18 protein-coding genes are annotated in these 20372 nt (G+C 68.7%); 8 read left to right on the top strand and 10 right to left on the bottom strand.

The annotated features are described in order from the left end of the window. The first annotated feature begins 22 nt into the window (after positions 1 to 22). Entirely contained in the window at positions 23 to 2215 is a 2193-nt protein-coding gene (locus L810_RS20475; protein ID WP_021160190.1) for a WD40 repeat domain-containing protein, read from the top strand. Between the two features lie 85 nt (positions 2216 to 2300). Here L810_RS20475 and L810_RS20470 read toward each other — a convergent pair whose 3' ends face one another. Then, positions 2301 to 3275 (bottom strand): LysR family transcriptional regulator, encoded by a 975-nt coding sequence (locus L810_RS20470; RefSeq protein ID WP_021160189.1) that lies wholly within the window; start codon positions 3273 to 3275, stop codon positions 2301 to 2303. 181 nt (positions 3276 to 3456) lie between these two features. After that, positions 3457 to 4428 (bottom strand): GlxA family transcriptional regulator, encoded by a 972-nt coding sequence (locus L810_RS20465; protein ID WP_042975508.1) that lies wholly within the window; start codon positions 4426 to 4428, stop codon positions 3457 to 3459. 117 nt (positions 4429 to 4545) lie between these two features. Between L810_RS20465 and L810_RS20460 the strand changes: the two genes are divergently transcribed. Beyond that, positions 4546 to 5229, top strand: a complete 684-nt coding sequence (locus L810_RS20460) for a DJ-1/PfpI family protein (protein ID WP_021160187.1) — start codon at positions 4546 to 4548, stop codon at positions 5227 to 5229. A gap of 67 nt (positions 5230 to 5296) precedes the next feature. Continuing rightward, positions 5297 to 5608 (top strand): cupin domain-containing protein, encoded by a 312-nt coding sequence (locus tag L810_RS20455; protein WP_021160186.1) that lies wholly within the window; start codon positions 5297 to 5299, stop codon positions 5606 to 5608. A gap of 58 nt (positions 5609 to 5666) precedes the next feature. Here L810_RS20455 and L810_RS20450 read toward each other — a convergent pair whose 3' ends face one another. The 4 genes from L810_RS20450 to L810_RS20435 all read right to left on the bottom strand — a co-directional run bounded on the left by L810_RS20450 (position 5667) and on the right by L810_RS20435 (position 10261). Continuing rightward, a complete protein-coding gene (locus tag L810_RS20450) occupies positions 5667 to 5951 on the bottom strand; it encodes a PAAR domain-containing protein (RefSeq protein WP_021160185.1) in 285 nt (94 codons plus the stop codon). A 138-nt stretch (positions 5952 to 6089) separates the two neighbouring features. After that, on the bottom strand, positions 6090 to 7292 hold the full coding sequence (locus tag L810_RS20445; RefSeq protein ID WP_021160184.1) for a porin: 1203 nt from the start codon (positions 7290 to 7292) through the stop codon (positions 6090 to 6092). Between the two features lie 116 nt (positions 7293 to 7408). Beyond that, positions 7409 to 8881 (bottom strand): amidase, encoded by a 1473-nt coding sequence (locus tag L810_RS20440; RefSeq protein ID WP_021160183.1) that lies wholly within the window; start codon positions 8879 to 8881, stop codon positions 7409 to 7411. A gap of 63 nt (positions 8882 to 8944) precedes the next feature. Next, a complete protein-coding gene (locus L810_RS20435) occupies positions 8945 to 10261 on the bottom strand; it encodes an MFS transporter (protein WP_021160182.1) in 1317 nt (438 codons plus the stop codon). A gap of 199 nt (positions 10262 to 10460) precedes the next feature. Here L810_RS20435 and L810_RS20430 point away from each other — a divergent pair, with 199 nt between their 5' ends. Next, complete coding sequence (locus L810_RS20430; protein ID WP_021160181.1) at positions 10461 to 11378, top strand: LysR substrate-binding domain-containing protein; 918 nt, start codon at positions 10461 to 10463, stop codon at positions 11376 to 11378. Positions 11379 to 11387: 9 nt separating this feature from the next. On the opposite strand, the gene L810_RS20425 is transcribed toward L810_RS20430, so the two are convergent. Further along, a complete protein-coding gene (locus tag L810_RS20425; protein ID WP_021160180.1) occupies positions 11388 to 11780 on the bottom strand; it encodes an MAPEG family protein in 393 nt (130 codons plus the stop codon). A 420-nt stretch (positions 11781 to 12200) separates the two neighbouring features. On the opposite strand from L810_RS20425, the gene L810_RS20420 reads away from it, so the two are divergent. Next, positions 12201 to 15308, top strand: a complete 3108-nt coding sequence (locus tag L810_RS20420; RefSeq protein WP_021160179.1) for a transglycosylase domain-containing protein — start codon at positions 12201 to 12203, stop codon at positions 15306 to 15308. Positions 15309 to 15342: 34 nt separating this feature from the next. Here L810_RS20420 and L810_RS20415 read toward each other — a convergent pair whose 3' ends face one another. After that, the gene (locus tag L810_RS20415) at positions 15343 to 15690 is read right to left on the bottom strand and encodes a GFA family protein (RefSeq protein ID WP_021160178.1); all 348 of its coding nucleotides are present in this window, start codon (positions 15688 to 15690) and stop codon (positions 15343 to 15345) included. Between the two features lie 153 nt (positions 15691 to 15843). Here L810_RS20415 and L810_RS20410 point away from each other — a divergent pair, with 153 nt between their 5' ends. Then, positions 15844 to 16089, top strand: coding sequence for a DUF1272 domain-containing protein (locus L810_RS20410; protein ID WP_021160177.1), 246 nt, complete (start codon positions 15844 to 15846; stop codon positions 16087 to 16089). 27 nt (positions 16090 to 16116) lie between these two features. Here L810_RS20410 and L810_RS20405 read toward each other — a convergent pair whose 3' ends face one another. Further along, positions 16117 to 16800 (bottom strand): FadR/GntR family transcriptional regulator, encoded by a 684-nt coding sequence (locus L810_RS20405; RefSeq protein ID WP_060059174.1) that lies wholly within the window; start codon positions 16798 to 16800, stop codon positions 16117 to 16119. Between the two features lie 163 nt (positions 16801 to 16963). Between L810_RS20405 and dgoD the strand changes: the two genes are divergently transcribed. Continuing rightward, on the top strand, positions 16964 to 18112 hold the full coding sequence (gene dgoD, locus L810_RS20400; protein WP_021160175.1) for a galactonate dehydratase: 1149 nt from the start codon (positions 16964 to 16966) through the stop codon (positions 18110 to 18112). Positions 18113 to 18286: 174 nt separating this feature from the next. Here the strand turns inward: dgoD and L810_RS20395 are convergent, their stop codons facing one another. Continuing rightward, positions 18287 to 19219: a CopD family protein gene (locus tag L810_RS20395; protein ID WP_021160174.1), complete on the bottom strand. Its 933-nt coding sequence runs from the start codon at positions 19217 to 19219 to the stop codon at positions 18287 to 18289. 373 nt (positions 19220 to 19592) lie between these two features. Between L810_RS20395 and L810_RS20390 the strand changes: the two genes are divergently transcribed. Continuing rightward, positions 19593 to 20357 carry a c-type cytochrome gene (locus tag L810_RS20390; protein ID WP_042975501.1) on the top strand — a complete coding sequence of 255 codons (765 nt, stop codon included), beginning with the start codon at positions 19593 to 19595 and terminating at the stop codon, positions 20355 to 20357. The last annotated feature ends 15 nt before the right edge of the window (positions 20358 to 20372 follow it).

Genomic DNA, 20372 nt, shown 5'->3' with positions numbered 1-20372 from the left:
GCTGCATCCGGGCACAACGTCAATGAGAAAACGCCTCGCATGCTTCCTGTCGATTCTGATCGGCATCGCACTCCCGCTCGCCTGCCGAGCCGACCCGCTGCCAGACACCACCGTCGAAGGCCTGCATTGGAGATTCGAGCAACTGCGCGACACCGGGCACGACGACGATTACGAAGTAGCCGCCCGTCGAGGCGAACAGGTGCTGATCTGGGACAACGGCAAGAACCGGCAAGCTTATGCGGGAGCCGTGTTCCAGCTGGTCTCCGCTCCCTATGACCAGGTGCAGCCGCTCGTGGAGCGCGTGCTGCAACGGACGAGCCCGGTCAAGGCCAGTGCCGATAGCTGGCAGTTGCAGAGTTTGCCGGACCCCTGGAGCCATGTCCTGTTGTCGCGCCGGCCGGACCTGCGCGCAGCCATTGCCGACCATGCGACCTTGCCGAGACTGCAGCAGGCGCTGCAACAAGGCGCAATCACCCGGCAGGAACTGGACTGGCGCATGGATCAGGCCCGGGCCCGCGTCGACCGGCTGTTCAGCGGCTCCGGCCTGCCCGCGCTGCAACCCACCTACGCGTTCTGGGAGGCCCGCCAGGATCACAGCGACGGCATCACCGGCCAGTACCGCAGCGCGCTGTTCGTCAGGGTGCAGGAGACGAGCGCCATATTCGGGCATCCGGCGACGGTCGTTCAGTTCGGTCGCATCGACTCCCGGCCCAACCCCGACTACAGCCTGTGGAAGGCATTGACACTCCAGGACCTGGACGTGTTCAGCGGCAACCGGACACAATCCAGCAGGACCGGCATCTCCGTCGTCCCGGCCGACGTGTTCACGGCATTGACCGACGCGTTGTCCGCACTGCCAGCCAGGCTGGAAATCGCCACGTCGCCCGCTGCATGGCAGTTGCCCTCGGCACCGTCGATGCCGCCCCCTGCCATCAAGCCGGTGGCGCCGGACCCGAGCGCCCCGGTAATCAAGCCGTCGATCATCCGCTGGGACAAGTTCGTGACCGACCCGTCGCAACGCACGTTGCTGTACCCGCACGACATCCTCGGCCTGCCGGATGGCAGCCTGCTGTTCAGCGCCCAGGTGGCCGACAACCGCGGCTGGAACGAGTACGTGTGGCGGCTGCGCGCGGCCAACGGCGCGTTGCAGGCGGACGAAATCTGGCACGGCAAGGAGGGGCCGCGACAGATGATGATCAACGGCGACGGCAGCGCCGTCTGGTTCGACGGCCAGCCCGACGCCAAGAGCAAGCCATGCCTGTACCGATACGACATCGCGAGCAGCAAGGTCGATCGTCATGAAGTCGTCTGGCCGGGCGAGACCGATTGGCGAGACCATCAGATGAGCGATATGTCCTGGATTCTCGATGACGACCTGCCGGCCAATTTCTGGCATGACCTTCGGCATGGCGAGAAGGACGCGAATCCGGTCGGCTCCGCGTTCCTGACCGTGCAGCGCCCGGCGTCACCGCCGCCGGGCAACGACGATCCGTGGCCGTTCGTCACGACGCTGTCGTCGGTACGCCAGTCGCTGATGGACGAGATCAGCAACGGCAGCAATGCGCTGATCTGGCCGGTACGCTGGCGGCCTTCCGGGAGCTACTGGACGGTCGATTCGCAAGGGCTCGCCGAGCTGGACGCCCGCACCGGCCGCACGCTGCGTACGATCGTGTTGCCCCGGCGCTTTGGCGCGCCGGATTCCGTCAGCGCCGCCGGCATCGCTCATTGGGCGCCCAAGCCGCTCGGCTCGCCGCAGGGTCAATGGATCGCGACAGGCTTCGAGTTGTTGCTCGACGACGACGGCAGCACGCCACCTCCCGTGAAGGCCCCGGACCCGAAACGGACGCGCTTCGTCGGCATGCACGTAGTGGATCTCAAGAACGGGCACGTACTGTCGCCCCTGCTGGGCGCTGCCGACTCCTTCAAGGCCGCCGCCCGTTCGGCAAACGGTCGCTTCCTTGCGATGGGTACGACCTACAAAGCGGGCGGCTGGCAACATCGCGTGGCACTCTGGGATGTCGCACAAGGCCGCACGCCCGTGCAGCTCGACGCATCGTCGCTACCCAAAAACAGCGAGATCCAGGCGCTGGCCTTTTCGTGGGACGGTTCCGCGCTGTGGGCAATCGGCACGCGCGAACTGATGCTGTGGAAATTGCCTGCCGCACTGCGCGATCGCGCGGGGCAAGGCGCTGTTCCGGATCAATCCCGCAACTGAAACCGCAGCATCGACACGCGGCTTTTCCGGGACGCCAACACCGCGGTGACCGGCGGCACGGCCACCCCGGCCGCGCCCCGGCGCCTCACGCCGCCACCGCCCCTCGCTGCAGCTTCTCCGCCTGCGCCCCCACCCGCCCGCGCCAGTTCTCCCCGCCTTCCAGCGACGGCGTCGCCTCGAACACCTCCGCGACCCAGTCGGCGAACACGCGCACCTTCTGCGACAGGTGCCGGTTGTGCGGATAGACGATCGAAATCGGCTTCGGCTTCGGATTGCAGTCAGGCAGCACCTCGACCAGCGAGCCGTCGAGCAGGTTCGGCAGCACCATGAACAGCGTCGGCTGGATCATCCCGAACCCTTCGAGCCCGCACGTCACGTAGGCATCCGAATCATTGACCGTGACGCTGCCGTTCATCCGCACCTCGAACGGCTTCCCGTCGATCATGAACACCCACGGAATCGCGCGCGCGCCGTGGCTCGCACGGAAATTCACCGCGTGATGGTCGGCGAGATCGGCAATCTCGTGCGGCTCGCCGTGACGCGCGAGGTAATCGGGCGACGCGCAGGTCACGCGCTTCAGCATCCCGATCCGCCGCGCGACCATCGACGAATCCTCGAGCGGCCCGACCCGGATCATGCAGTCGATGCCCTCCTCGACCGGATCCACGTAGCGGTCGGAGAGCCCCAGTTCGAGCGTGATGTCGGGGTAGCGCTGCCGGAAAATCGACAGCGACGGCAGCACGATGCGCCGCCCGAGCGAACTCGGCATGTGGACACGCAGCACGCCGCTCGGCTTGCGGTTGCCCGTCTGGAAACTCGCGTCGGCCTCCGCGATTTCCGAGATGATCTTCGTGCAATGCTCGTAGTACGCCGCACCTTCCGGCGTGAGCGACAGCCTGCGTGTCGTCCGGTGCATCAGGCGCACGCCCAGCAGCGCCTCGAGGTTCTGAATGATGGTCGTCACCGACGCGCGCGGCATCGCGAGCGTGTCGGCCGCGCGTGTGAAGCTGTTCGCGTCGACCACACGGGTAAAAACTTCCATTGCCTGGATTCGGTCCATGCTGCTCCCCCTTCGAATCGCCAACGGAACAGAATAGAGCGCGCGACGGGCACGGCACAAGCCCCCGCCCATTGTTCTCCGATCCTGAATAGTTTCTGCGTTTCGGACTGGAAAACGATCGATTTCCGTTCAGTCGCACTCGGCGATCGTTCCGGCCCCGAGCGCAGCCGTACGCCGTGCGTTATCGCACGAATCGCTCGCGATAGCCTTGCGGCGACACGCCCAGCACCCGCACGAAACAGCGTCGCAGCGTCTCCTCGGAGCCGAAGCCGCAACGCGCGGCGATCCGCTTGACGGGCCAAGCCGTTTCGCCGAGCAGGCGCTGCGCGGCCTCGACGCGGAGCTGCTCGACCGCGCGCGCGGGGGTGCGGCCGGTGCCCGCGCGGTAGTGGCGCACGAAGCTGCGCTCGCTCATGCTTGCGCGCTCGGCCAGCGCGGGCACCGACAGATCGGCCGTCAGGTGCTCCGCCATCCACGCATGCAGTTCGCCGAACCGGTCGTCGGTACGCTGCATCGACAGCATCGTGCTGAACTGCGCCTGTCCGCCCGGGCGCTTCAGGAACACGACGAGTTCGCGCGCGACGTCGAGCGCGGTTGCCCGCCCCAGGTCCTCCTCGACCAGCGCGAGCGCGAGATCGATGCCGGCCGTCACGCCGGCCGAGGTCCACAGCGCGCCTTCGCGGATGAAGATCGGATCGGATTCGACGTGCACGTTCGGATAGCGCGCCGCGAACTCGTCGCAACGCGCCCAGTGCGTGACCGCACGGCGCCCGTCGAGCAGGCCGGCCTCGGCGAGCAGGAATGCGCCGGTGCAGACGGACGCCACGCGCCGCGTGCGCGCCGCCTGCTGCCGCACCCAGCGCACCAGCCGCGCGTCCCGGGATGCCGCATGCACGCCCTTGCCGCCGGCGACGATCAGCGTATCGGGGTGGCGTGCGGCCGAGCGCAGCGACTCGGCCATCACGACGAGACCCGACGACGTCTCGACGGGCCCCGCCTCGGCCGCGACGACACGCGGCGCGTAGGGCGCCGGCTGCCCGCGCTCCAGCGCGAGCTCGTTGACGGACGCAAACACCTGCAGCGGCCCCGACACGTCGAGCAGCTGGGCACGAGGGAACGCGAGGACCAGGATCGAACGCGGGGCGGCAGGCATGGCGATTGGCTGAAAACGTGGGCGATATGGCAATTTCGCCAAACACTACGCGCCTAGAATCGATCTGTCCATCCCGCGCCGGCAACGGTGCGCCCCCCTTCCAACCGGAGTCTTCGCATGACCCTGCATATCGGTTTTCTCGTGTTCCCGGGCGTCCAGCAACTCGATCTCACCGGCCCGCACGACGTGCTCGCGTCGCTGCCCGACGCGGCCGTCCACCTGGTCTGGAAGTCGCGCGACACCGTCGCGTCGAGCAGCGGGCTCGCGCTCGCGCCGACCTGCACGTTCGATGATTGCCCGCCGCTCGACGTGATCTGCATTCCGGGCGGCATCGGGATCAACGAACTGCTGCTCGATGCCGAAACGATCGCCTTCGTGCAGCAGCGCGCGGCCACCGCGCGCTACGTGACGTCGGTCTGCACGGGCGCGCTGCTGCTCGGCGTGGCCGGCCTGCTGCGCGGGCGGCGCGCGACGACGCACTGGGCATTCCACACGCTGCTCGAACCGCTCGGCGCGGTGCCGGTGCGCGAGCGCGTGGTGCGCGACGGCAACCTGATCACGGGCGGCGGCGTCACGGCCGGCATCGACTTCGCGTTGACGATCGCCGCGGAACTGGCCGGCGACGAGGAAGCGCAGGCGATCCAGCTGCAACTCGAATACGCGCCCGCACCGCCGTTCGACGCCGGTTCGCCGGACACCGCGCCGGCAGCCGTCGTGAAGCGCGTCACCGAACGTTCAGCGGCCGGTTTCGCGAAGCGCAAGGCGACGATCGAGCAGGCGCTGCGCGCGATGTCGCGCTGAATGCGGGTACGGGGAAATTGCCTCGACGACTGAAAGACAACGCGCACTCGCGCCGGAGAACATATCGATGAATATCGTCCGCAGCGCCGCGTTCACCGCGGACCGTGCGTGGGGCGCGCTCGACATCGCGAACCTGCGCGGCATCACGGTTCGCCTGCACTGGACCGACCAGCCGTATCGATGGCACGTGAACGACGGCGAGGAAGTGTTCGCGGTGCTCGACGGTCGCGTCGAGATGCGTTATCGGGAAGCAGGCGTCGAGCACGCGACGCTGCTCGAAACGGGTGACGTGTTCCACGCGACGGCCGGCACCGAGCACGTCGCGCATCCGCTCGGCGAAGCACGCATCCTCGTGATCGAAACCGAAGGCAGCGTCTGACGGCCGTTGGCCGTGCGTCGAGGCCGCGTGGATGCCGACCGCATCCGCGCGGCGGGTTTCATCCGGTGATCGTCCCGGTGGCCTGCGACGCGATCAGCTTCGGCTGCGGCGTGCATTGGCACTGGCACAGGTCGTGTTCGAGCGCGACGACCTTGCCCATCACGGTCATCGTCCGCTCGCCGCCGTCGGACACGATCACGCCGGGCGACTTGCAGGCGGCGCAGAACACCGACGCGCCGAGAAAAGCGAGTTCACGTCCGTCGAACGACGAATTGGCGATCCCTTCGAGCACCACGCCGCCGTGGTCGGTCGTGTCGCCCTTCAGAATGAATTTGCGGCTCATGTGTCGGTTCTTCCCTCGGAAATGCCGTGCAGCGCGGCATCAAGGCCGCACACGGGCAATCGGAATCCGCCCGTCGATCGCGGGCGTGCCGCGAGCATATCACCGCTCGCGGCCGCCGCCTGCCGATCGCCGCATCCGTCAGAACTTGTGCCGGATGCCGATCCGCGCCTCGAACTGGCGGTCGTTCGCGGACGCGCCGGGGCCGTTGATCGCGGCAACCGCCGCGTGCCCCGTCGAATCGGTGCCCGATGCGCGCTGAAAGACGGCGGTCGCGTACACGTCGGTGCGCTTCGACAGGAAATAGTCGAGCCCGGCCGCCACCTGGTGGTACGTCGCGCCGTCGCGGCCATTCACACCGCCGCCGCGCGTGTAGTCGTACGCGACGCCGCCGAACAGGTAGGGCGTGAACTGGTAGCGCACGCTGCCCTCGACGTTGTTGAACACCGCGTTGCCGGACACGCCACCGGGGTTCGGCCCGGACGACAGGTCGCCGAGCCCGCGGAACGACGTGTTCGTGTACATCGCGCCGAGCGTCACCGCGCCCATCGCGTAGGTGCCGCCCGCCGCCGCGACCTGCAGCGTGCGCGCCGACGCATAACCGGAATACACGGGCGACAGCATGTTGTTGCCCGGCACGCCGCCGACGACCGGCGCGGGGCTGCCGGTCGTGCCGAAGAACGACACGTTCGGGTTGCGCGCATTCAGGTAGCCGGCCGCGACCACGAGCGGCCCGCGCGTGTAGCCGGCCGTCATCGACCACACCTGGTTGCGCGTCGCCGCGCCCGCGATGCCGCCCACGCCGTACATGGCCGCGAAGCGCAATCCGCCGTAGTCGTTGCTGGTGAACTTGATCGCGTTGTTGGTCGAGTTCGCGTTGTTCACGTTGTCGAGATCGCCGGGGTGCGCAACCATGTAGCCGCCGAACAGCGCGGCGGCCTCGAGCGGCCCGAGGAAGTCGACGTTGGTGTCGTACTGGCGCCCGAGCGTGACGGTACCGAACGGCCCCGACAGCCCGACGAACGCCTTCTTGCCGAAGATCAGCCCGCCCTGCCCGAGCTTGCCGGTGCTCGGGTCGAAGCCGTTCTCGAGCGTGAAGACGGCCGCCAGCCCGCCGCCGAGATCCTCGACGCCGCGCAACCCCCAGCGGCTCGCCTGCTGCACGCCGCCGAGCATCCGCCACGCCGGCTTGCCGCTCACGGCGCCGTTCGGGCCGGCGACCGCAAGGTTGCTCGTGTAGGTCAGCCCTTCGTCGATAATGCCGTACAGCGTCACGCTGCTCTGTGCGTGCGCCGCACCCGCGATCAGCGCGACGCCCGCGCCTGCCAACAGCAGTTTTTTCATCGGAAGGTCTCCATTGCGCGGGTCGAATGGCAAAACGCAGGCGTGCGCGTCCCCCGCAGGCGCGCGGCCTGCTCCGGAGCGAACCGGAACGGTCAGGGGTAAATCGGGGAGGACGGCTAGCGCATCGCGTCGGCGACGACCGCCGGCGGGGCCCAGCGGCGGCCGGCCGCGACTTCGTATGCGTGACCGAACTGCAGCACGCCCCAGTCGTCGCGATAGCGGCCGACGATCTGCATGCCGATCGGCAAACCGGTCGCGCCGAAGCCGCACGGCACCGACAGGATCGGCGCCTCGGTCGACGACAGGTACCAGCACACGCGCATCCAGTCGATGTACGACGTGCTCGCGGCCCCCTGCACGTGCGCAGGCGAGCGCAGGCCGACGTCGAACGGCATCACCTGTGTCGTCGGCAGCACGTAGAACGCGTAGCGCTGCATGAACGTGCGCATCCGCTCGAACAGCCGCGTCTTGCGCACGAACATGCGGCCGAGATCGGCGGCCGTCAGCGACCGATGCAGCCGGTATTCATCGTGAATCTCGGGCTTCAGCGCCGCACGCTGCGCATCGTCGAACCCGTCTACCAGCGTGCCGATCATCCATGCGCGCTCGATGCGGAACACGTCCTCGGCGTCCGACAGATCGGGATCGTCGAATTCGACTTCGCAGCCGAGCGCCGCGAACACACGCGCCTGCGCATCGACCGCCCGCGCGATCTCGGGATCGACCGGCACGCCGGGCAGGCCGCGCGACATCGCGATGCGCGTGCCGCGGAAGTCGCGTTCGAGCGGCTGCGCGAAGCGCGCACCCGGGTCCGCGAGTTCGGTCGCGGTCTCGCCGCCCGGCCCGGCGATCGCCGACAGCAGCAACGCGGTATCGGCCACGTCGCGCGCCATCGGCCCGTCAACGCCGAGCGTCGCCCAGCCGTTCAGGTCGGGCGCGCGCGGCACGCGGCCCGGCGACGGCCGCAACCCGACGACGTTGTTCCACGCGGCCGGGTTGCGCAGCGAACCGCCCATGTCGCTGCCGCATGCGAGCGGATTCATCCCGCACGCGAGCGCGGCCGCCGCGCCGCCGCTGCTGCCGCCCGCGGAACGCGTCAGGTCCCACGGGTTGCGCGTCGCGCCGAACACGTCGTTGAACGTATGCGACCCGGCGCCGAATTCGGGCGTGTTCGACTTGCCGACCATCAGCGCACCGGCGCTCGCGCAGCGGCGCACGACGAGCGCGTCATGCAGCGGCACATGATCGGCGAACAACCGCGAACCGTAGGTCGTGCGCACGCCGCGCGTCGCGGTGAGATCCTTCTGCGACACCGGCAGCCCGTGCAGCGGCCCCTGCCATTCGCCGCGCATCCAGCGGGCGTCGATGTCGCGCGCACGGCCGCGCAGTACGTCGAGATCGACGACGGTCACGAGCGCATTCACGCGCGGGTTGACCGTCGCGATCCGCGCGAGATGCGCATCGAGCAGGTCGCACGCGCTGATCTGCCGGGTCTTCAGCAGGTCGAGCATCGTGCGGGCGGACAGGTCGCACAGGTCGCCGGCCATCACGTCGGCGGGCGGGGACGATAGCGAAACGGTGGCGGTCATACGGTTCGGGGCGAAGAGGGAAAAAAGCGGGGAAGAAAGCGGAAAGGAAGGCGGCGGCAGCGGTCACGCATCGTGTTCGCTGCGATCCGATGCGAACGCGAGCGCGACGAGCGACAGCACGCCGCAGACGATCACGTACCACGCTGGCGCCGCCGGATTGCCGGTCGCGCCGATCATCCACGTGACGATGAACTGCGCGAAGCCGCCGAAGATCGACACGCCGCCCGCATATGCGATCGACAGTGCGGTGGCGCGCGTGCTCTTCGGGAACAGTTCCGCGAGGATCACGCCATTCGCGCCCGCGTTGATCGAGTGCAGCGCGGCGAGCAGCATCACGACAGCGTACATCGTCGCGATCGACGGCACCGCGCGGATCAGCCAGAAGCCCGGCAGGATCAGCACGGTCAGCGCGAGGCGCGACCACAGCGCGACGCGCTTGCTGCCGTTGCGATCCGACAGCCGTCCGCCGACGGGCGCGGCGACGAACATCACGGCGCCGGACAGGATTCCGCACCACAGCGCGGTATCCATCGGCAGGTGCAGCACCTTGATCGCGTACGTCGACATGTAATAGAGCACGATGAAGTGCGCGGCCGTGCCGCCGACCACGAGGCCGAGCGCGGTCAGCACGGCGCCGCCGTCGCGCCGCAGCACGGTGCCGAGCACGGCCGACGAACGCCGCGCGGCCGCGGCCGGCGCGTGCTGCTCGAGCGCGCTGAAGCGTGCGCGCAGGTAGAGGCCGATCGGTGCGATCAGCACGCCCAGCAGGAACGGCACGCGCCAGCCCCACGCTTCGAGCGAGGCGGTATCGAGGAAATGCGACAGCAGGAAGCCGACGAACGAACCGGCCAGCGCCGCGGCGCCCTGGCTCGCGAACTGCCAGCTCGTGTAGTAGCCGCGTTCGCCGGCCGGCGCGCGCTCGGCGAGCAGCGACGTCGATACGCCGACCTCGCCGCCGGCCGAAAAGCCCTGCAGCAGCCGCGCGACGACGACCAGCACGGGCGCCGCGATGCCGATCTGCGCATAGGTCGGCAGCACGCCGATCATCCCGGTGCCGATCGCCATCGTGACGAGCGTGAGGTTCATCGCGGGCACGCGGCCGAAGCGGTCGGCGACGAGCCCGATCACGACACCGCCGATCGGCCGCGCGATGAAGCCGACGCCGAAGGTCGCGACCGACATCAGCAACTGCTGCTGCGCGGAGACCGCGGGAAAGAACAGTTTGCCGAGCAGCACCGCGAAGAAACTGAACACGGTGAGATCGAAGAATTCGAGGCCGTTGCCGATCGTGATCGCGACAATCAGCTGACGATTGGACGGGGATGCGGCAACGTCGCCGACATGCCCGCCGAACATGCTGCCTGCTCGGGGCGCCTTCATGAAGGTGTGTCTCCGTACTGGTTATGCGTGTCGTGTGCACGGCCCGTTGGACGGCCTGCGCATGCAGTCTAGGCATTCAAAATACGCAGCCCGGAGCGACATTTTTCGATCGTGATAACGCACGGTTATCGCGTGCTTTCCGCGCGGAAACGCGGTGTAGGATACGAACGTCGCCACCGCCGCCGCGCCCCGCCTCGCCGTGAAACACCACCAGCTCCGGGCGCTTGCCGCCATCGCCGAACACGGCAGCCTGCGCGCGGCCGCGCGCGCGATCCACCTGTCGCAGCCCGCGCTGACGAAGGCGATCCGCGAACTCGAACTCGATCTCGGCGTGCCGCTCGTCACGCGCAACGCGCGCGGCGCGCAGCTCACGCGTTTCGGGCAGGCCGTCTATGCCCGCGCACGGCTGATCCTCGCGGAGATGCAGCACGCGCGCGACGACGTGATCCAGCTGTCGGGCGGCAAGGAAGGTGCGCTCGCATGCGCGCTGACGCCGCTGGTGTCGCTCGGCTTCCTGCCGGCCGCGCTCGACGCGTTCCGGCAGCGCATGCCGACGATCCGCCTCGACGTGCGCGAAGGATTTCTCGACACGGCGCTGCCGCGGCTGCGCGACGGCTCGCTCGACTTCGTGATCGCGATCGTCGACGCGGCCCGGCTGTCGCCGGAATTCACGTTCCGGCCGCTGCTCGAATCGGAACTGATCCTGATGACGCGCGCGAGCAATCCGCTGCGTCACTGCACGTCGCTCGCGCAATTGCAGGACGCGCAGTGGATCCTCAACACGTCGCCTGAAAGCATCGGCCGGCTGCTGCAGGACGTGTTCGTCGCACACGGTTATCCGGCGCCGCAGCCGATCGTCGAATGCACGTCGTTCAGCGCGGCGTTTTCGCTGTCGGTGCACACCGACACCGTGTCGTGCGTGCCGAAGAGCTTCATGGAAATCGACTGGATTCGCGAGCGGATGGTCGCGATCGACGTGGAGGAAACGATTCCGGCCGTGTCGGTCGGCGTGCTCACGCGCCGCGATGCGCTGAACACGATTGCCTGCGACTACCTGATCCACTGCTTCGTCGAAGCCGTGCGCCGGCACGATCGCGCGACGCTGCTGTGGCGGTAGCGCCACCGTTCAGACGAACAGCGCGATGCACAGCGCGGCCCCGCACAGGTACGTGCCGAGCGCGCCGATGAAACGCACGGGATTCGGGTTGGCCATCGTCGGCCACGCGAGCAATCCGATCACCAGCAGGCAGCGGCACGCGGTTGCCGCGACGATCAGCGCGAGGATCGCGCGAGACGGATCGTGCGCGCCGAAATGGAGAAACAGCACCGCGAGGAACGGCGCGTATTCGGCCGTGTTGCCGTGCGCGCGCACGATCTTGTGTAGCCCGTTCGTCGGGTCGGACGCACACCCGGACCCGATGGTGCATCGAAAGCGCGTGACGGTCACGACGAACCCGAGCCCGAACAGCAGCAGCCCGAGGATGGCCGTGCACACGAGTGCGACGGGATGGATCGCCATGGGACTCCGGGCGGAAGCGGACATGCGCCGCACATCCGGCGATCGTACCCGCCGCCGGCGCGCGCGGCTATCGCGGAAACCCGTAGCGTCGCCGTGCGACGCCTCTCTTTCACGAACGGGTTCCGGCCCGAATTGGAACGATGCCGCAGCGCACGAAATCCGTGCATCGTCCGTCGGCCCGGCCACGCGGGCCTGCCCGGCGTCGCCCCTGCCACGCGGACGTCGCCGCGCGCAACGCGCAAACGTTTGAGCCGCAGCGGCGCGCACCATCGCGGCGCGGCGCCCGTTGCCCCGCGTCACAGGCATGCACGTTGCGTCGACGCATCTCGGTAGTCGACGCCCTTGGCAGCCCGCTGCGGAGGACTACACTAATCCTTAATGGGGTGCGGCCGGAGCCCGCGCCTTCAGGGAGACGCCGCCATGAATCGGCCGCTGAATCGTATCCTGCCGCGCGTGACCGGTCCCGCATCGGTCTGGACGTGGGTCAAGTGGTCCCTGCTCGCCGCGCTGCTGATCGCGGTGGCGATCGTCGCGCGGCTCGTGCAGAGCGAGATCGAAACGTCCCGGCTGCAGGCGCACTACCTGTCCGATCTCACCCGCGACGTCGGCTACACGCTCGAGGCGGGCCCGAGCGATCGCATCCGCTTCCCCGCGAACGGCCCGTACGACCAGCGCCTCGGCTACGCGATGATTCCGGCGTTCCAGGAGCGGCTGCTCGCGCGCGGCTTCGTCGTCGGCAAGCAGGCGCGCGATTCGCAGCGGATGCTGTCGATCGGCGATCGCGGGCTGTTCCTCCCGTTCGAGGAGAAGGACCAGGCGGGCCTGACGCTGTTCGACTCGACCGGTGCACCGCTGTTCGCGACCGTGTTCCCGCAGCGCGTCTATGCCGACTTCGACAGGGTGCCGCGCGTGATCGCCGATTCGCTGCTGTTCATCGAGGATCGCTACCTGCTCGACGCGAACGAGCCGAACCGCAACCCGGCAATCGACTGGGGGCGCTTCAGCCGCGCGCTCGCCGACCAGGCGCTGCACGTCGTCAACCGCCACCAGGCGCGCCCGGGCGGCAGCACGCTCGCGACGCAGATCGAGAAGTTCCGACATTCGCCCGAGGGCCGCACCGCGACGCCGCCCGAGAAGCTGCGACAGATCGCGTCGGCGTCGGTGCGTGCGTACCTGAACGGCCCGCAGACGATGCCCGCGCGCCGTACCATCGTCGTGCGCTACCTGAATTCCGTCCCGCTCGCCGCGCGGCCGCACATCGGTGAGATCACCGGCATCGGCGACGGCCTCGCCGCGTGGTACGGCCGCGACTTCAACGACGTGAACCGCATCCTGTCCGCGCCGACGACGGGCGACAACGTCGACGAACAGGGCAAGGCGTTCCGCGAGGTGCTGTCGCTGATCATCGCGCAGCGCGCGCCGTCGTACTTCCTCAATCGCGGTTATCCGGCCCTGGAGCGGCTGACCGACAGCTACCTGAGGCTGCTGTCGAACGGCGGCGTGATCTCGCCGGCGCTGCGCGATGCCGCGCTTGCCGCGCAGATCGAACGCAGCGCGCCGCCGGCCGCCGCGCACGTGCAGTCGTTCGTGTCGCGCAAGGCCGTGACGTCCGCGCGCGCGTCGCTGCTGTCGGCGCTCGGCATCAGCGACCTGTACCAGCTCGACCAGTTCGACCTGCAGGCGACCAGCACGCTCGACAACGGCGTGCAGCAGGCCGTCGCCGAACGGCTCGCACGGGCGTCGACGCGCGACGGCGCGCAGGCGGCCGGCCTGTACGGTTTCGAGATGCTCGCGCCGAAGGACGACCCGTCGCACCTCACGTACAGCTTCACGCTGTACGAACACCGCAACGGCGCGAACCTGCTGCGCGTGCAGACCGACAGCGTGAACGAGCCGTTCGACGTCAATCGCGGCGGCCGCATCAACCTCGGCTCGACCGCGAAGCTGCGCACGCTGATCACCTACCTGCAGATCGTGTCCGACCTGCATGCACGCTACGCGAACCTGTCGAACGCGGAGCTGGCCCGCGTGAAGCCCGACCCGATCGACGGGCTGTCGCACTGGGCGCTCGACTACCTGTCGCATACGCGCGACCGCTCGCTGCAGGCGATGCTCGACGCGGCCGTCGAACGCAAGTATTCGGCGAGCCCCGACGTGTTCTACACGGGCGGCGGCGCACAGGTGTTCTCGAACTTCGAAAAGTCGGACAACGGCCGCATCCTGACGCTGCACGCGGCCTTCGAGCATTCGGTCAACCTCGTGTTCGTGCGGCTGATGCGCGACATCGTCCACTACGAGACGCTGCAGGCGGCCGGCCCGTCGTCGTCGTGGCTCGGCGACCCCGAACAGCGCCGGCATTACCTGCAGCAGTTCGTCGACGGCGAAAGCCAGGTCTACGTGAAGCGCTACTACACGCGCTATGCGGGCAAGGCGCCCGACGACGCGCTCGCGCTGATGCTGAAGGACGTGCGCAAGTCGCCGCCGAAGATCGCGACGGTGCTGCGCAGCGTCGCGCCGAACGAATCGCTCGCGTGGTTCGACGCGCAGATGCGCGCGCAACTGAAGGGCACGCCGGCCGCGACACTGTCCGACGACGATCTCGCCAGGCTCTACGCGAAGTATGCGATCGACCGCTTCAACCTCAACGATCGCGGTTATATCGCGAGCGTGCATCCGCTCGCGCTGTGGACGCTCAACTACCTGCGCGCCCACCCGGCGGCGGCGCTTGCCGATGTCCAGCGTGACAGCCGCGACGCGCGTTTCTACACGTACTCGTGGCTGTACAAGACGCGCTACCACGCGACCCAGGACCGGCGCATCCGTCGCATGGTCGAACTGCGCGCGTACGCGGAGATCACGAAGTCGTGGCGGGCACTCGGCTACCCGTTCGCGGAAGTCACGCCGTCGTACGCGGCCGCGATCGGCGCATCGGGCGACCAGCCCGACGCGCTCGCGAAACTGATCGGCCTGATCGCGAACGGCGGGCAGAAAGCGCCGACCGAGACGATCACGCAGCTCGACTTCGCGAAGGGCACGCCGTACGAAACGCGCTTCGTGCGCGCGGCCGCGCAGCCGCAACCGATGCTGTCGCCGGAGATCGTCAACGTCGCGCACACGCTGCTGCGCGACGTCGTGCTCAACGGCACCGCGCGCCGCCTCGCGGGCGGCTTCACGCTGCCCGACGGCAAGACGCTCGACGTGTACGGCAAGACCGGGACGGGCGACCAGCGCTTCAACGTCTATGCGCGCGGCGCACGGCTGATCGAGTCGCGCAAGGTGAACCGCAGCGGCACGTTCGTGTTCGTGCTCGGCGACCGGTTCTTTGGGGTCCTGACGGCAACCGCGCACGAACCGTACGCGGCACGCTACGACTTCACGAGCGCGATGGCCGTGCAGTTGCTGAAGTCGATGGCGCCGGCACTCGCGCCGCTGATCGAACGGCCGGCCGGCACCGGCACGCATACCGCGGGCGCCGCCCCGCAGGCGGCAGCGCCGGCGACGGGTGCCGCGGCCGCGCAACCGTCCTGACGGCCGCACGTCGTGCCATGCGCCGACGCGCCGCTCAGTGCGAGCGGCCGTCGTAGTGCGTGACCGGCAGCGCGTCGAGATCGACACCTTCGAGACAGCGCACATTGATCGCGACCATCGCGGTGCCGTTCGGGTGGACGCCCTCGCCGAACGTGTGAATCCCGCAGCGCTTGCAGAAGCGGTGCTTGATCACGTGCTTGTTGAACATGTAGGTGGCGAGATGCGCGTCGGGCGTGAGCAGCGTCATGCGATCGCGCGGCACGAACCACATCAGCGCGCCCTTGCGCTGGCAGATCGAGCAGTTGCACGCCATCACGTCCTGCAGGTCGCCTTCCGCCTCGAACTTCACGTCTCCGCAATGACAGCTTCCGCGATAAATCATGGTCGTCTCCCGGTGCGGCCCGTGCGCATCGGCGGCGCCCCGGCGGGACACCGTTGGCCAGACCGATCCAGGCGGGTACAGTAGCGCGCAGATGCGCCGCGCGCAATGTCCGGCGGCGCCCTTCCCGCCCCTGTCCGAACAAGGAAAACCGTCATGCTCGAAATGCGCCCCGGCTGCGAATGCTGCGACAAGGACCTGCCGCCCGATTCGGCGGATGCCCGCATCTGTACGTTCGAATGCACGTTCTGCGCGACCTGCGCCGACGACGTGCTGAAGGGCCGCTGCCCCAACTGCGGCGGCGACTTCGCCGTGCGCCCGCGGCGACCGGCGAGCCTGCTCGCGAAATACCCGGCGTCGACCGAGCGCATCCACAAGCCGGGCGGCTGCGCGAACGCCTGACCGCGCCGCGCCGCCCGCCGTTTCGCGTCACGACATCTCGATCCGCGCGCGCGTCACCGCGAGCAGCGCCGCCATCGCGCGGCGCGCACCGTCCTCGTCGCGCATGCGGATCGCGTCGCTGACGGCCGTGTGCTCGGCGAGCGACGCGTTGTACACGTCCGCGCGACGCGCGTTCAGGTGCAGCTGCGCCTCGAGCGTGCGATCGATCAGCGTGCCGAGCGGCACCAGCAGTTCGTTGCCGCCGGCCTCGAGCACGCTCAGGTGAAAACGCAGGTCGGCGCGCACCCATTCGTCGACGTTGCGCGCGGCGGCCATCGCACGCGCCGCGCCGTCGATCGCCTCGAACGTTGCCGGTGTATGCATGCGCGCGGCGAGCGCGGCCGCGTATGGCTCGACCATCTCGCGCATCTCCTGCAGCTTCAGCGCGAACGCGAGCGGCGGCGCGACGCGCGCATACCAGTCGAGCAGGTCGGCGTCGAGCAGGTTCCATACGCCGCGCGGTCGCACGCGTGTGCCGATCTTCGGCCGCGACTCGACGAGCCCCTTCGACGTGAGCGTGCGCAGCGCCTCGCGCATCACCGTGCGGCTCACGCCGTACATCTCCATCAGGTCGGGTTCCCTCGGCAGCAGCGACTCGGGCGGGTAGTCGCCGCGCAGGATCGCCGTGGCGAGCCGGAAGGCCGTCTGTCCATGCAGGTCGCGTCGAATGATCGTTCTCCGTTATGCCGGTACCCGGGTGGTCCGACTGCCCACTATCTGCACAATAGTGCTATTAATACTATTTTTTATCGGCCTGCGCTAGGATAACCGCGAAAGCACGCGACCGCGCGCGGCACCCGACTGCCCGCGCCGGTCAATCTTGGAGACCCGCATCGTGAAAATCACCCGCCTCGAAACCTTCGTCGTCCCGCCGCGCTGGCTGTTCCTCAAGATCGAAACCGACGAGGGCATCGTCGGCTGGGGCGAGCCTGTCGTCGAAGGCCGCGCGCACACGGTCGAGGCCGCCGTGCAGGAACTGGCCGACTACCTCGTCGGCCGCGACCCGCTGCTGATCGAGGATCACTGGCAGGTGATGTACCGCGCGGGCTTCTACCGCGGCGGCCCGATCATGATGAGCGCGATCGCGGGCGTCGACCAGGCGCTGTGGGACATCAAGGGCAAGCATCACGGCGTGCCGGTGCATGCGCTGCTCGGCGGCCAGGTGCGCGATCGCATCAAGGTGTATTCGTGGATCGGCGGCGACCGGCCGAGCGACGTCGCGAACAATGCGCGCGCGGTGGTCGAGCGCGGCTTCAAGGCCGTGAAGATGAACGGCTCCGAGGAGCTGCAGATCGTCGACACCTACGACAAGGTCGAGCAGGTGATCGCGAACGTCGCGGCCGTGCGCGACGCGGTCGGCCCGCACGTCGGAATCGGCGTCGACTTCCATGGCCGCGTGCACAAGCCGATGGCCAAGGTGCTCGCGAAGGAGCTCGACCCGTACAAGCTGATGTTCATCGAGGAGCCCGTGCTGTCGGAGAACGCCGAGGCGCTGCGCGACATCGTCAACCAGACCAACACGCCGATCGCGCTCGGCGAGCGGCTCTACTCGCGCTGGGACTTCAAGCACATCCTCGCGGGCGGCTACGTCGACATCATCCAGCCCGACGCGTCGCACGCGGGCGGCATCACCGAGTGCCGCAAGATCGCGACGCTCGCGGAGAGCTACGACGTCGCGCTCGCGCTGCACTGCCCGCTCGGCCCGATCGCGCTCGCCGCGTGCCTGCAGCTCGACGCGGTCAGCTACAACGCGTTCATCCAGGAGCAGAGCCTCGGCATCCACTACAACCAGGGCAACGACCTGCTCGACTACCTGCGCAACCCCGAGGTGTTTCGCTACGAGGACGGCTTCGTCGCGATCCCGCAGGGTCCGGGGCTCGGCATCGACGTGAACGAGGAGAAGGTGCGCGAGATGGCGAAGACGGGCCACCGCTGGCGCAACCCGGTATGGCGCCATGCGGACGGCAGCGTCGCCGAGTGGTGAGCGCGATGCGCGGCGTGCGCGCTGAGTCGCGCTGAGTCGCGGCAAGTATCGATACGAGAACGGATGCCCGACAGGCAGCCGTTTTTGCATGCCCGGCGCGGGGCCGGGCACATGGTGAATGCACGTGGCGGATGCGCGTCGGCGGCTTGGCGTCGCGCCGCGCGCAACCGGCCGTCAGCCGAGCGCCGCAAACCCCGGCACGCTGAACGACAGCACCGCGGCCGCGACGAACACGCCGATCATCGTCAGCGCCTCGAGATGCAGGATGTTGCGGAACGTGTGCGCATCCTCGGTCGACGCGGTGCGGCGCAGGCGCGGCAGCGCCGAGAAGCGGTTCAGGCCACCGAGCACGAGCGCGAGCGCGACGAGCAGCAGCTTCAGCAGCAACACGCGCCCCCACGTGCTGCCGTCGAGCGGCGCAAGCGACCCGCCGAGCCCGCGGATCGCATTGAGCGCGCCGGTGCCGAGCACGAACACGACCGCGACGATCGACGTACGGGACAGGTGCTGGCCGATGCGGATCAGCGCGCCGCGCGCGACCGACGAACCGAGCGCCGGCAGCACCGCGAGCCCGCCCGCGAGCACGAGGCCGCCCCACACGGCGGTCGCGAGCAGATGCAGCGTCTGCACGCCGACCGCCGCGGACAGCGCGCCCGTGTCGGCCGCATGGCCGAGCGAGGCCTTGCCGGCCGCGACCACGATCACCGCGAGCCACAGCACCGCGTGCGCGACCGGGCCTTCCGGCTTCGCCAGCGCGACGATCGCGAGCACCACGGCGCCGGCGAACGCGACGCTCCACGCGAAGCCCGTATGGGTCTGCGTCAGCATCACGGGAATCGCGGCGAACGCGCCGCCGAGCCCCGCGCCGCTCATCGTCGCGGCCTCGTAGACGAGCCAGCCGAGATCCGCGAGCACCAGCGCCAGCGCCGCCGCAACCAGCGAATGTTGCGCGCGCAGCCACGCGGGATGGGACGGCGCGACGACCGGACGTGCCCCGTCCTTGCCGAGCCAAGCCTTGAGCAGCGCCGAGCCGACCGCCATCGCGAACGCGGCGTCCATCAGCGCCGCGAGCGCGACCTGACCGATCCACAAGCTGTCGAACTTCATCGCGCGCACCCTCCCGAAAGCGGCAGGCCGACGATGCGGCAACGGGACGGACAGCGTGAGGAAGGCAACGGCACGGTAGAAAACGTCATCGATGAATCCGGAAACGGGAGAAATGACTGGACCTGCGGCGGAGGCGGCGCCGCGCGACCCGCGAGTGTACGGTCTTCGATGGTGAAAACGCACGCCGGTTCACACAGGTGCGGCGCAATGCGCGTCAAATTGTCGCAAGTCGCAAACGGACAGGAACCGATGTCCTTTTGCCAAATAGCCGTCATTACCCATCGATGATAGAATGCCGCGTCGCAGCAGCCCGGCTGCCTTGCCGTCATGCGCCGAGCCGATCGTAGCCCGGACAGGTCCCCGTCGAATAAACATGGAGTCTCGTGTGTCTTCAAGACGCCTCTTCCGTCCGCTGCTCGCCGTTCTGATGTTCGGCGGCGCGGGCCTTATGAGCGCTGCCCAAGCGCAGACCAAGCCCACGGAGCAAGCGCACGCCCAGCAGGCGCCGCTCAAGGCACCCGATACCATGGCCGAGCGCGTGCGCGGCTGTACGGCCTGCCATGGCGTCCATGGCCAGGGTACGGACAACGACTACTTCCCGCGTCTTGCCGGCAAGCCGGCCGAGTACCTGTACAACCAGCTCGTCAACTTCCGTGACGGCCGGCGCAAGTACCCGCCGATGAACTACCTGCTGACGTACCTGAACGACGACTACCTGCGCGAGATGGCCGAGCACTTCTCGGCCGAACGCCCGCCGTACCCGGCGCCGGCGAAGCCGACGCTGCCGGCCGCGACGCTCGCGCGCGGCAAGCAGCTCGTCACGCAAGGCGACCCGTCCCGCAAGCTGCCGGCCTGCGTGGCCTGCCACGGCGCGACGCTCACCGGCATGCAGCCGGCGATCCCGGGCCTGGTCGGCCTGCACGCCGACTACCTGAGCGCGCAGATCGGTGCATGGCGCTCGGGCAACCGCCACGCGAAGGCGCCCGACTGCATGCATGAAGTCGCTTCGAAGCTTTCCGACGAAGACGTGACGGCCGTGACCGCATGGCTCGCCGCGCAACCGGCGCCCGCCAACCCCGTGCCGGCTCCGGCGCGTTCGATGAAGACTCCGCTCGCCTGCGGCAGCGAACCGCAATAAGGCAAGGGAGACAGA

Source organism: Burkholderia sp. AU4i, from assembly GCF_000466765.1.
Taxonomy (GTDB): Bacteria; Pseudomonadota; Gammaproteobacteria; order Burkholderiales; family Burkholderiaceae; genus Burkholderia; species Burkholderia cepacia.
Note: the sequence above shows the minus strand (reverse complement) of the source record. Positions and strands in the feature narration are given on the sequence as shown.

Excerpts from the sequence above, each read along its gene's own strand:
- L810_RS20475 (WP_021160190.1), top strand. The coding sequence starts at position 23 with ATGAGAAAACGCCTCGCATGCTTCCTGTCGATTCTGATCGGCATCGCA.
- L810_RS20470 (WP_021160189.1), bottom strand. The coding sequence starts at position 3,275 with ATGGACCGAATCCAGGCAATGGAAGTTTTTACCCGTGTGGTCGACGCG.
- L810_RS20465 (WP_042975508.1), bottom strand. The coding sequence starts at position 4,428 with ATGCCTGCCGCCCCGCGTTCGATCCTGGTCCTCGCGTTCCCTCGTGCC.
- L810_RS20460 (WP_021160187.1), top strand. The coding sequence starts at position 4,546 with ATGACCCTGCATATCGGTTTTCTCGTGTTCCCGGGCGTCCAGCAACTC.
- L810_RS20455 (WP_021160186.1), top strand. The coding sequence starts at position 5,297 with ATGAATATCGTCCGCAGCGCCGCGTTCACCGCGGACCGTGCGTGGGGC.
- L810_RS20450 (WP_021160185.1), bottom strand. The coding sequence starts at position 5,951 with ATGAGCCGCAAATTCATTCTGAAGGGCGACACGACCGACCACGGCGGC.
- L810_RS20445 (WP_021160184.1), bottom strand. The coding sequence starts at position 7,292 with ATGAAAAAACTGCTGTTGGCAGGCGCGGGCGTCGCGCTGATCGCGGGT.
- L810_RS20440 (WP_021160183.1), bottom strand. The coding sequence starts at position 8,881 with ATGACCGCCACCGTTTCGCTATCGTCCCCGCCCGCCGACGTGATGGCC.
- L810_RS20435 (WP_021160182.1), bottom strand. The coding sequence starts at position 10,261 with ATGAAGGCGCCCCGAGCAGGCAGCATGTTCGGCGGGCATGTCGGCGAC.
- L810_RS20425 (WP_021160180.1), bottom strand. The coding sequence starts at position 11,780 with ATGGCGATCCATCCCGTCGCACTCGTGTGCACGGCCATCCTCGGGCTG.
- L810_RS20420 (WP_021160179.1), top strand. The coding sequence starts at position 12,201 with ATGAATCGGCCGCTGAATCGTATCCTGCCGCGCGTGACCGGTCCCGCA.
- L810_RS20415 (WP_021160178.1), bottom strand. The coding sequence starts at position 15,690 with ATGATTTATCGCGGAAGCTGTCATTGCGGAGACGTGAAGTTCGAGGCG.
- L810_RS20410 (WP_021160177.1), top strand. The coding sequence starts at position 15,844 with ATGCTCGAAATGCGCCCCGGCTGCGAATGCTGCGACAAGGACCTGCCG.
- L810_RS20395 (WP_021160174.1), bottom strand. The coding sequence starts at position 19,219 with ATGAAGTTCGACAGCTTGTGGATCGGTCAGGTCGCGCTCGCGGCGCTG.
- L810_RS20390 (WP_042975501.1), top strand. The coding sequence starts at position 19,593 with ATGGAGTCTCGTGTGTCTTCAAGACGCCTCTTCCGTCCGCTGCTCGCC.